The 12,363-nt window shown below is 41.7% G+C and carries 9 protein-coding genes; 8 read left to right on the forward strand and 1 reads right to left on the reverse strand.

The annotated features are described in order from the left end of the window. Positions 1–218 precede the first annotated feature (218 nt). The 8 genes from INE92_RS14750 (at position 219) to pelA (ending at position 10,544) form a co-directional block, all read left to right on the forward strand. Entirely contained in the window at positions 219–1,130 is a 912-nt protein-coding gene (locus INE92_RS14750; protein ID WP_004299199.1) for an EamA family transporter, read from the forward strand. Positions 1,131–1,181: 51 nt separating this feature from the next. Continuing rightward, positions 1,182–1,742 (forward strand): ribosome recycling factor, encoded by a 561-nt coding sequence (gene frr, locus INE92_RS14755; RefSeq protein WP_008650070.1) that lies wholly within the window; start codon positions 1,182–1,184, stop codon positions 1,740–1,742. A 106-nt stretch (positions 1,743–1,848) separates the two neighbouring features. Continuing rightward, the gene (rsgA, locus tag INE92_RS14760; RefSeq protein ID WP_008770689.1) at positions 1,849–2,781 is read left to right on the forward strand and encodes a ribosome small subunit-dependent GTPase A; all 933 of its coding nucleotides are present in this window, start codon (positions 1,849–1,851) and stop codon (positions 2,779–2,781) included. Between the two features lie 77 nt (positions 2,782–2,858). Next, a complete protein-coding gene (locus INE92_RS14765; RefSeq protein WP_004299196.1) occupies positions 2,859–3,530 on the forward strand; it encodes a TapB family protein in 672 nt (223 codons plus the stop codon). Between the two features lie 139 nt (positions 3,531–3,669). After that, positions 3,670–4,758: an efflux RND transporter periplasmic adaptor subunit gene (locus tag INE92_RS14770; RefSeq protein ID WP_004299195.1), complete on the forward strand. Its 1,089-nt coding sequence runs from the start codon at positions 3,670–3,672 to the stop codon at positions 4,756–4,758. Positions 4,759–4,929: 171 nt separating this feature from the next. Beyond that, on the forward strand, positions 4,930–7,962 hold the full coding sequence (locus tag INE92_RS14775; protein ID WP_004326257.1) for an efflux RND transporter permease subunit: 3,033 nt from the start codon (positions 4,930–4,932) through the stop codon (positions 7,960–7,962). After that, the gene (locus tag INE92_RS14780) at positions 7,959–9,299 is read left to right on the forward strand and encodes a TolC family protein (RefSeq protein ID WP_004306530.1); all 1,341 of its coding nucleotides are present in this window, start codon (positions 7,959–7,961) and stop codon (positions 9,297–9,299) included. Before INE92_RS14775 ends, INE92_RS14780 begins: the two co-directional genes overlap by 4 nt. 150 nt (positions 9,300–9,449) lie before the next feature. After that, a complete protein-coding gene (gene pelA / locus INE92_RS14785; RefSeq protein ID WP_074705865.1) occupies positions 9,450–10,544 on the forward strand; it encodes a pectate lyase in 1,095 nt (364 codons plus the stop codon). Between the two features lie 167 nt (positions 10,545–10,711). Here the strand turns inward: pelA and INE92_RS14790 are convergent, their stop codons facing one another. Then, positions 10,712–12,349 carry a fumarate hydratase gene (locus INE92_RS14790; protein ID WP_004299191.1) on the reverse strand — a complete coding sequence of 546 codons (1,638 nt, stop codon included), beginning with the start codon at positions 12,347–12,349 and terminating at the stop codon, positions 10,712–10,714. Between the last annotated feature and the right edge of the window lie 14 nt (positions 12,350–12,363).

Consider the following 12,363-nt stretch of genomic DNA (forward strand, 5'->3'; position numbering starts at 1 on the left):
GAAAGTTCAACTATAGTCAGACGTAAGTTTAACAGTAGTCAGACGCAAGTTCGACTATAGTCAGACGATTAATTTTATGCATAAACAAGATTAGTTATCTCTTTACCAAGAAATAGTTTTTAGCATACGAAAGATTAAATTATACTATCAACCGCCTAAACACTTGTTTATCATTGGTGAACTGCGTACTTTTGCACGCCATTAAAAAAAGCAAAACAATGACTAACAAAACCAAAGGTTTTATCTATGGAGCGATTGCCGCTGCGAGCTACGGTATGAATCCTCTTTTTGCACTTCCGCTCTATGCAGCCGGAATGAGTGTCGATACCGTTTTATTCTACCGGTACTTCTTTGCGACAATCGTATTGGGTATTCTGATGAAAATGCAGCACCAGTCTTTTGCACTTCATAAGGCAGACGTTTTGCCCTTAGTCATTATGGGATTGTTATTCTCTTTTTCATCACTGCTTTTGTTTATGAGTTATAATTATATGGATGCCGGAATTGCTTCTACGATTCTGTTTGTTTATCCGGTGATGGTAGCTGTCATCATGGGAATATTCTTCAAGGAAAAGATTTCCGCCATTACCGTTTTCTCCATCCTGCTGGCACTTTCAGGCATTGCCTTGCTTTATCAGGGAGACGGCAACAAACCGCTATCGACTTTGGGAATTATCTTTGTTCTGTTGTCTTCTCTCTCTTATGCTATATATATAGTAGGTGTAAACCGTTCGACATTGAAAAACCTGCCGACCACGAAACTTACCTTCTATGCCATTTTATTCGGACTATCGGTTTATATCGTCCGTTTAAATTTTTGTACGGAACTACAAGTAATACCGTCTGCCTGGCTCTGGGCCGATGTATTATCACTCGCCATCCTGCCAACTGCCGTATCACTGGTCTGTACCGCACTGGCCATTCATTATATAGGCTCTACACCAACAGCAATATTGGGTGCTCTGGAACCAGTGACAGCTTTATTCTTCGGTGTTCTCCTGTTTCACGAAAAACTGACTCCCCGCTTAATGATGGGTATTTTAATGATTATCACCGCCGTTACCCTGATTATCATTGGCAAGTCACTCATAAAAAAGATGGGTATGCTGTTGCAGATGAACAAAAAATAATATACTTTTGCTACTTAATCAATCAAAATGCAATTTTAAATCTCAAAAAATATGGTAGACGTAAAGACTTGCCTTGAAAATGCACAAGAAAAGATGGATATGGCCATCATGTATCTGGAAGAAGCACTGGCACATATCCGCGCCGGAAAAGCGAGTGCACGCTTATTAGATGGTATCCGCGTAGATTCTTACGGAAGTATGGTACCTATCAGCAATGTAGCAGCAATTACTACTCCGGACGCCCGCAGTATCGTGATCAAGCCTTGGGATAAAAGCATGTTCCGTGTCATCGAAAAAGCAATTATCGACTCTGACCTCGGTATCATGCCCGAAAACAATGGAGAAATGATCCGTATCGGCATCCCTCCCCTGACGGAAGAACGTCGTAAACAACTGGCAAAACAGTGTAAAGGAGAAGGCGAAACGGCTAAAGTAAGCGTACGCAACGCGCGTCGTGACGGCATCGACGCACTGAAAAAGGCCGTAAAAGACGGATTGGCAGAAGACGAGCAGAAGAATGCGGAAGCCAAACTGCAAAAAATCCATGATAAGTATATCAAACAAATCGATGATATGCTGGCTGAAAAGGATAAAGAAATTATGACCGTCTAAAAAATAATGAAGAATTAAGAATGAAGAATGAGGAATTATAATGCTGTATTATTCAGTTGAAACACAGCCTGAATTCTTCATTCTTCATTTTTAATTTATAATTTATATGAAAGGATTAGTAATCAAAAACACGGGTAGTTGGTATCAGGTGAAAACCGATGACGGACAATCTATTGAATGTAAAATCAAAGGGAATTTCCGATTGAAAGGGATTCGCAGTACTAATCCTGTTGCAGTGGGTGATCGTGTCCGAATTATACTTAATCAGGAAGGCACTGCTTTTATCAGTGAAATAGAAGATAGAAAGAACTACATCATCCGCCGTTCATCCAATCTTTCCAAACAATCTCATATCCTTGCTGCCAATCTCGACCAATGTATGTTGGTGGTAACCATCAATTATCCGGAAACTTCCACTATTTTTATTGATCGCTTTCTTGCATCCGCAGAGGCCTATCGCGTCCCTGTCAAACTGGTATTTAATAAGGTAGATGCTTACGACGAAGATGAGCTCCGCTATCTGGACGCCCTTATCAACTTATACACACAAATCGGCTACCCTTGCTTCAAAGTTTCCGCAAAGAACGGCACTGGAGTGGCTGAAATCAAAAAAGCACTGGAAGGCAAGATTACTTTATTTTCCGGACATTCGGGAGTCGGCAAATCGACTCTTATCAATTCCATACTGCCGGGCATAGAAACCAAGACCGGCGAAATTTCTTCCTACCACAACAAAGGAATGCATACTACTACTTTCTCCGAAATGTTCCCTGTGGAAGGAGATGGCTATATCATCGATACTCCGGGTATCAAGGGCTTCGGCACATTTGATATGGAAGAAGAAGAGATCGGACATTATTTTCCCGAAATATTCAAAACCTCCGCCGACTGCAAATATGGCAACTGTACACATCGTCATGAACCGGGATGTGCCGTACGCAAAGCAGTGGAAGAGCACCTCATCAGCGAATCCCGTTATACCTCTTATCTCAATATGTTGGAAGATAAAGAGGAAGGAAAATATCGGGCTGCTTATTAGAAAAAATGCGAGCAGCGTGCTTATAAAACCAATGCTGTTCACACTTATAGTTATAATAGTACACACAAAAAAACAATATGAAAAAAATCTTAGTTTTATTATGTTTCATTTTATACATAATTTCCGCACATGCACAATATTGCAGTATTAAAAAAGGAAGAACTGCTTACTATGTAACAACCGAAGTAAAGGAAGGAAAAACACTGAAAGATACTATGTGCATCGCAGACGTGGTTGATAAAGGTGATCGCTTAATCATAAGAGAAGATGCTTTCGGAGAGCACTATGATTCTCTAAGTATAAAAAGTGGTATCAACAGGTTATTCTATATTTATCATAAGAGTCAAGATATGACCGAAGTTATCCTTTTGGATGGTAAATCAGAATATGAATATCAGAAATATTCTAAGAACATATATGCAGAAGGACGAATTAGCATACCTTTAAAGGATCATGTTCAGAATGGAGATGATATACCACAGTGTAATTTCTTGCAAAAATCAGGACCAATGACTATGAAAGCTTCTCTAAAAGGAAAATATAAAGGACGTGAAACCATACATACTCCTGCGGGAGATTTTGATTGCATTAAAATCTACACGGAACAAAAAGGAAAAGTCATGTTCATTTCAGAAACCGAATATTCAATAGATTGGTATGCCAAAAATATTGGGCTGGTAAAATCAGAAACTATCACTAAAAAAGGGAAAGTCATATCAACCACCCTTCTATATGCCATAAAAGAATAGTTCCCTTAAGTGTATGAGCTTATTAAATTGAAAAAGATGCATTAACTTTTTTTCTATCATTTACAGATTAAACCTTTCCAGTCAGGGAAAGTCTAATCTTCAAAGATTATATTATAATTGCCATATACAATACTAAACCATGAATAAGAAGACTAAATGGGGCATCATTATTCTTGTTGGTGCCGGGATTATCGGTGGAGGAATCTACTCACAATTACCGAAAAAAAACGACGAACTAGCAGCCGCCGACAAAGTGATGGGCGGTAATAAAAAAAGAGGGAAACAAGTTTTAAATGTAAATGCCAAGGTCATAAAACCGCAATCTCTGACAGATGAATTCACCACTACCGGTGTACTTCTGCCCGATGAAGAAGTGGATTTGTCTTTCGAAACGTCGGGAAAGATTGTAGAAATCAACTTTGAAGAAGGAACAGCCGTAAAGAAAGGCCAATTACTAGCCAAAGTGAATGACAGACAGTTGCAGGCACAATTGCAAAGGTTGATTTCGCAATTGAAACTGGCAGAAGACCGTGTATTCCGCCAGGATGCTTTATTGAAACGGGATGCTGTCAGTAAAGAAGCCTACGAACAGGTGAAAACGGATTTAGCAACTCTGAATGCCGATATAGAAATTATCAAAGCTAATATTGAACTGACAGAGCTACGTGCTCCGTTTGACGGAGTGATCGGACTTCGCCAAGTCAGTATCGGTACGTATGCGTCTCCGACCACAGTCGTTGCCAAGCTGACAAAAATCGCTCCACTGAAGGTTGAATTTTCCGTTCCGGAACGTTATGCCAAGCAAATCAAAAAGGGTACCAATCTCAATTTCAGCGTTGAAGGAACATTGGATGCTTTTGGCGCACAGGTATACGCTGTAGAATCTGCCATCGATCCGAATCTGCATCAATTTACCGCCCGTGCATTATACCCGAATGTCAATCGCACCCTACTTCCCGGCCGTTATGCCAGTGTACTGTTGAAAAAGGATGAAATACCTAATGCAATAGCCATCCCAACGGAAGCAATTGTGCCGGAAATGGGTAAAGATAAAGTCTATCTGTATAAATCAGGAAAGGCCGAACCGGTGGATATCATTACTGGTATCCGCACCGCATCTGAAGTGCAAGTGATTAGAGGATTGCACGTAGGAGACACAATCATCACTTCAGGAACATTGCAACTCCGTACCGGACTCGCCGTAACACTTGACAATATTGAAGAATGAGAATTTATGATTTATGAATTCTGATTTATGATTTATAAGCCAAATAATTTATGATTTATAAGTCAGCAAAATACAGCAAACATTCAGAAATCAGAAATCATAATTCAAAAATCAGAAATCTTCAATCCATAACTCAGAAATCATAATTCAGAAATCAGAAATCATAAATCAATGAACATCTCCGAATTAAGTATACGTCGCCCGGTATTAGCCACAGTATTAACGATCATTATCCTCCTTTTCGGATTCATCGGATACAACTATCTGGGTGTCCGCGAATATCCGTCAGTGGATAATCCGATCATTTCTGTCAGTTGCTCTTATCCGGGAGCTAATGCCGATGTTATCGAGAATCAGATAACCGAACCGTTGGAACAGAATATCAACGGTATTCCCGGTATCCGTTCTTTGTCCAGTGTGAGTCAACAGGGACAAAGCCGTATTACAGTAGAATTTGAGTTGTCCGTCGATTTGGAAACAGCAGCCAACGACGTGCGTGACAAGGTTTCACGTGCCCAACGTTATCTGCCTCGCGACTGTGACCCTCCGACTGTCTCAAAAGCGGATGCCGATGCCCAACCGATCCTGATGGTTGCTCTTCAAAGTGATAAACGTTCCCTGTTGGAATTAAGTGAAATAGCGGACTTGACTGTAAAAGAACAGTTACAGACCATTTCCGATGTAAGTAGTGTATCTATCTGGGGAGAAAAGCGTTACTCCATGCGTCTCTGGCTCGACCCGGTTAAAATGGCCGGCTACGGAATCACTCCTATCGACGTTAAAAACGCCGTAGACAATGAGAATGTGGAACTTCCTTCCGGTAGTATCGAAGGAAATACCACCGAGCTGACTATCCGAACACTGGGATTGATGCATACCGCAGATGAATTCAATGATTTGATTATCAAAGAAGAGAATAACCGTATTGTCCGTTTCAGCGATATCGGACGTGCCGAACTGGGACCTGCCGACATCAAGAGTTATATGAAAATGAACGGTGTTCCGATGGTAGGTGTCGTTGTTATTCCACAGCCGGGAGCCAACCATATTGAGATTGCGGATGCGGTATACCAGCGTATGGAACAGATGAAAAAGGACTTGCCGGAAGACGTACACTATAACTACGGTTTTGATAATACCAAGTTTATCCGTGCGTCTATCAATGAGGTAAAGTCAACGGTGTATGAGGCTTTTGTACTCGTAATTATCATTATCTTCCTCTTCCTGCGTGACTGGCGCGTTACATTGGTGCCTTGTATCGTAATTCCTGTCTCCCTTATCGGTGCATTCTTCGTCATGTATCTGGCCGGATTCTCCATCAATGTGCTTTCCATGCTCGCCATCGTACTATCGGTGGGACTGGTGGTAGATGATGCCATCGTTATGACGGAAAATATATACATCCGTATTGAGAAAGGAATGGCTCCGAAAGAAGCGGGCATAGAAGGAGCCAAAGAAATTTTCTTTGCCGTTATTTCAACGACTATCACACTGGTAGCGGTATTCTTCCCGATCGTCTTTATGGACGGAATGACGGGACGACTGTTCCGTGAGTTCAGTATCGTAATTTCCGGTTCGGTTATTATTTCCTCATTTGCCGCATTGACTTTCACACCGATGCTGGCAACGAAATTGCTCATAAAACGGGAAAAGCAGAGTTGGTTCTATGCCAAAACAGAACCATTCTTTGAAGGAATGAACCGGCTATACAGTCGGTCACTTGCCGCTTTCCTCGGCAAACGCTGGATCGCTCTCCCATTTACTTTCATCACGATTTGCCTGATTGGTATTCTATGGAATGCAGTTCCTGCGGAAATGGCTCCACTTGAAGACCGTTCGCAAATCAGTATCAATACACGAGGAGCAGAAGGTGTCACTTATGAATATATCCGGGATTATACGGAAGATATCAATCAGCTGGTAGACTCCATTCTTCCTGATGCGGAATCAGTGACTGCCCGTGTATCTAGTGGTAGCGGAAACGTGCGTATCACATTGCATGACATGAAAGACCGTAACTACACACAGATGGAAGTTGCCGAGAAGATTTCGAAAGCGGTGCAGAAGAAAACGATGGCGCGTTCATTCGTGCAACAACAGTCTTCTTTTGGTGGACGTCGTGGAAGTATGCCTGTTCAATATGTACTTCAGGCTACCAATTTGGAAAAGTTGGAAGAAGTACTGCCTAAGTTTATGGCTAAAGTATATGAGAATCCTGTCTTCCAGATGGCGGACGTCGATTTGAAGTTCAGTAAGCCGGAAGCACGTATCCAGATCAACCGCGACAAGTCCAGTATTATGGGAGTAAGTACCAAAAATATTGCTCAAACGCTGCAATATGGATTGAGCGGTCAGCGTATGGGATATTTCTATATGAACGGTAAGCAATATGAGATTCTTGGTGAAATCAACCGCCAGCAACGAAACAAGCCGGCTGACTTGAAAGCAATTTACGTTCGTAGCAACAGTGGGGATATGATTCAGTTGGATAACTTGATTGAGTTGGAAAGCGGTATTGCTCCTCCAAAGTTATATCGCTATAACCGTTTTGTGTCAGCTACGATTTCTGCAGGATTGGCAGATGGAAAAACAATCGGGCAAGGTTTGGACGAGATGGATAAGATTGCCAAGGAAACACTGGACGATACTTTCCGCACTGCCCTGTCGGGAGACTCGAAAGAATATCGTGAAAGTTCCTCCAGTCTGATGTTCGCCTTTATCCTGGCTATCCTTTTGATTTACCTGATTCTGGCAGCCCAGTTTGAAAGTTTCAAAGATCCATTGATTATCATGTTGACAGTGCCGCTGGCTATTGCCGGAGCTTTGGTCTTCATGTATTTCGGAGATATTACGATGAATATTTTCAGTCAGATCGGTATTATCATGCTGATCGGTCTGGTGGCGAAGAACGGTATTCTTATTGTAGAATTTGCCAATCAGAAACAGGAAGCCGGAGAGGATAAAATGAGCGCCATCAAAGATGCTGCCCTTCAACGCCTCCGTCCGATTCTGATGACAAGTGCCTCTACGGTTTTGGGACTTATCCCGCTGGCATTTGCCACCGGAGAAGGTTGTAACCAGCGTATTGCCATGGGTACGGCGGTAGTGGGTGGTATGGTCGTATCCACTCTGCTTACGATGTACATTGTACCGGCTATTTACAGTTACATTTCGACTAACCGAATCAAAAAACTACAAGAATGAAACAGAAAGGAATTTGCATGAAACGCATCATTTATATCACCATTGCATGTGCCTTCTTATCAGTCTCTTTTGCAAAGGCACAAGTTCTCACTCTCAAGGAGTGTCTGGAAGAAGGATTGCAAAACAATTACTCTTTACGTATCATCCATAACGAAGAGCAGATCAGCAAAAACAACGCAACGTTGGGAAATGCAGGTTACCTGCCTACACTGGACTTCTCTGCCGGATATACCGGAAACCTGGACAATATTGAGACCAAGGCGCGTGCTACCGGAGAAATAACAAAGAACAACGGAGTCTACGATCAGACAGTTAATGTCGGTCTTAACCTCAACTGGACTATTTTCGACGGATTCAATATCAGTACCACCTACAAACAGTTGAAAGAGCTGGAACGTCAGGGGGAAACCAACACGCGTATTGCCATTGAAGATTTTATCGCTGCCCTGACTTCCGAATACTATAATTTTATCCAGCAGAAGATTCGTCTGAAAAACTTTCATTATGCAATGTCACTTTCCAAAGAGCGCTTGCGCATAGCCGAGGCTAGTCACCTGGTCGGTAAGTTTTCAGGGCTGGATTATCAGCAGGCAAAGGTGGATTTCAATGCAGACAGTGCCCAATACATCAAACAACAGGAATTGCTACATTCTTCACGCATCCAGTTGAATGAACTGATGGCTAACAACAATGTCAATCAAAACATTATTATCAAAGACTCCACTATCGACGTACACAGCGACTTGCAATTTGATGATTTGTGGAATTCTACGTTAGCAACCAATGCTTCTTTGCTCAAGGCCGATCAAAACACAGTACTTGCCCAATTGGACTACAAGAAAATAAACTCACGCAACTATCCATATCTCAAATTAAATACCGGATATGGATATACGTTCAACAAGTATGACATCAATGCAAACAGCAGAAGAGGTGAACTGGGCTTCAATGCCGGAATAACTGTCGGTTTTAATATCTTCGACGGTAATCGTCGCCGCGAAAAGAGAAATGCAAGTCTGGCTTTCAAGAATCGTCGCCTGGAACGACAGGACTTGGAATTAGCACTTCGCTCTGATCTCAGTAACCTATGGCAAGCCTATCGCAACAATCTTCAATTGCTGAATCTGGAACGTCAAAACCTGATAACCGCCAAAGATAATCACGATATTGCCATGGACCGTTATATACAGGGAGACCTCTCCGGTTTTGAAGTGCGTGAAGCACAAAAAAGTTTGTTAGATGCAGAGGAACGCATCCTCTCTGCTGAATATAATACGAAACTTTGCGAAATATCCCTGTTACAAATCAGCGGAAAGATTACGAAATATCTAGAATAAGGAAGTAGTTTCCATTTATTTTTTGATTGGGTTAATCTTCTTATCGGGAGGGTTAACCCAATTTTTACTCTATAAAAAACAGTTATTACATATCAGTATTTTTCTTTCTTCATACATTTGCATACTATAAAAACATTAAATAATAAAGCCATGAGAAAACCAGGTCTTTTCTTACTGCTACTTTTTATCCTGACAAACGCCTCAGCCCAAAAAGCAACAGACTACAGAAAACAACAAAATTACAAAGAATGGGTACACATCGCTCCTAAATTTGACGACGATTTCTTCAAGACGGAAGAAGCCCAACGCATTGGTGACAACGTGTTACTGTATCAGCAAATCACCGGAGGATGGCCAAAAAATATCTATATGCCGGCAGAACTGACAGAACAGGAATATAAAGCGGCACTAAAAGCCAAAGAGGATATCAACCAAAGCACAATCGACAACAATGCCACCACGACAGAAATAGAATATCTGGCACGACTTTATCTGGCTACACAGAAAGAGAAATATAAAGAAGGAGTGCTGAACGGTATTCAATATCTGCTCAAATCGCAGTATGAAAACGGAGGATGGCCTCAATTTTATCCACGTCCCAAAGGTTATTATGTACAAATCACCTACAATGACAATGCAATGGTAAGAGTCATGAATCAACTTCGGAGCATATACGAAAAGAAAGCTCCATATACTTTTCTTCCTGACAATATCTGCGAACAAGCACGCAATGCATTCAACAAAGGTATAGAGTGTATACTCAAAACGCAGGTGTGCCAAAATGGTGAATTAACAGTATGGTGCGCCCAACACGACCGTGTCACTTTGGAACCCTGCAAAGCACGTGCTTATGAACTTCCGTCACTAAGCGGACAAGAGTCGGACAATATTGTATTGCTGTTGATGTCACTTCCTAATCCATCCACAGACATTGTAAAATCCATAGAAGGAGCAATCAAATGGTTCCAAAAGTCTAAAATAAAAGGAATACAGAAGGAATATTTCACTAACGGTGAAGGTAAAAAAGACTATCGTATGGTTCCCTGTGAAGACTGTCCAACTCTCTGGGCACGTTTTTATGAACTGGAAACGAATCGGCCTTTTTTCTGCGACCGTGACGGCATTAAAAAATATGATATATCGGAAATCGGGCATGAGCGCCGGAATGGTTATAGTTGGTATAACAAAGATGGTAGTAAGGTATTGAAGAGATATGAAAAATGGAAAAAAGAACAGAACAAGTAATCACAAATGATGAAAGGCTGATATCTACACTACAAAAATAAATATCCGGAAAGTCTTTAAGTCCTCAAAAGATGAAATCCCCTCACTACATTGCAGAGTGAGGGGATTTTATAAATTCAGGGCATTTAGCCTCTTCTTAAAGTTTTATCCCAACAGGTTAAAACCGGTTATTTTGTGCAATTCCACGGTTTCAACTGTTTGAAGAAGTCATTACCCTTATCATCCACCAAGATAAATGCAGGGAAGTTTTCTACTTCAATTTTCCAGATGGCTTCCATACCCAATTCCGGATATTCCACACATTCGATGCTCTTGATGTTATTCTGTGCAAGGATAGCTGCCGGACCTCCGATAGAGCCAAGATAGAAACCACCATATTTCTTACAAGCATCTGTCACTTGCTGGCTACGGTTACCTTTTGCCAACATGACCATGCTGCCGCCATGACTTTGGAACAGTTCTACATAAGAGTCCATACGTCCTGCTGTAGTAGGACCCATAGAACCACAAGCCATGCCTTCCGGAGTTTTTGCCGGACCTGCATAATAAATAGGATGATCCTTAATATATTGTGGCAAGTCTTCGCCGCGATCCAAACGTTCTTTCAGTTTAGCATGGGCGATGTCACGACCTACGATGATCGTTCCGTTCAATGACAGACGAGTAGCTACCGGATATTTAGTCAGCTCTTTCAGGATTTCAGGCATCGGACGGTTCAGGTCGATCTTTACAACATCACCTTCACCTGCTTGACGCAGTTCTACAGGAATAAGTTCGCCCGGATTTGAATCCAGTTTCTCAATCCAGATACCTTCCTTATTGATTTTACATTTGATGTTACGGTCGGCAGAGCAAGATACTCCCAAGCCTACCGGACAAGAAGCACCGTGACGAGGCAAACGGATGATGCGTACGTCATGAGCAAGATATTTACCTCCGAATTGCGCGCCCAATCCAATTTTGTGAGCTTCTGCCAAAACTTCTTTTTCCAGTTCGATGTCGCGGAATGCACGGCCATATTCGTTTCCAGTAGTCGGCAAGTTATCATAGAAATGAGTAGAAGCCAGCTTCACTGTCAATAAGTTCTTTTCAGCAGAAGTTCCACCGATCACGAAAGCGATATGATAAGGAGGGCAAGCGGCTGTTCCCAATGTTTTCATTTTTTCAACCAGGAATGGAACCAGTGTACCGGGATTCAGGATCGCTTTTGTTTCCTGATACAAATATGTCTTGTTGGCAGAACCACCACCTTTTGTTACGCAAAGGAATTCGTATTCCATACCTTCGGTAGCTTCGATGTCAATCTGTGCAGGGAGGTTACATTTTGTATTTACCTCATCATACATATTCAAAGGCGCATTCTGTGAATAACGCAGGTTCTCTTCAGTGTATGTTTTATATACGCCCAGTGAAAGCGCTTCTTCATCAGAATATCCAGTCCATACCTGCTGTCCTTTTTCACCATGGATAATAGCAGTACCAGTGTCCTGACAGAAAGGAAGTACACCTTTTGAAGCAACTTCCGCGTTACGCAGGAAAGTCAATGCCACATACTTATCGTTTTCACTTGCTTCCGGATCACTCAGAATCTTAGCAACTTGTTCGTTGTGCGAACGACGAAGCATGAATGATACATCACGAAAAGCTGCATTAGCCATCGCAGTCAAACCTTCTTTCTCAATTTTCAGGATAGGATTTCCTTCAAACTCGCTTACTGATACATAGTCTTTTGTAAGCAGATAATACTCAGTTGTATCTTTTCCCTTTTCAAACATGGGCTGATACTTAAACGGAGGTGTTGCCATAAGTTTCTTATTTT

It is taken from the genome of Bacteroides xylanisolvens (genome assembly GCF_018289135.1).
Lineage (GTDB): Bacteria > Bacteroidota > Bacteroidia > Bacteroidales > Bacteroidaceae > Bacteroides > Bacteroides xylanisolvens.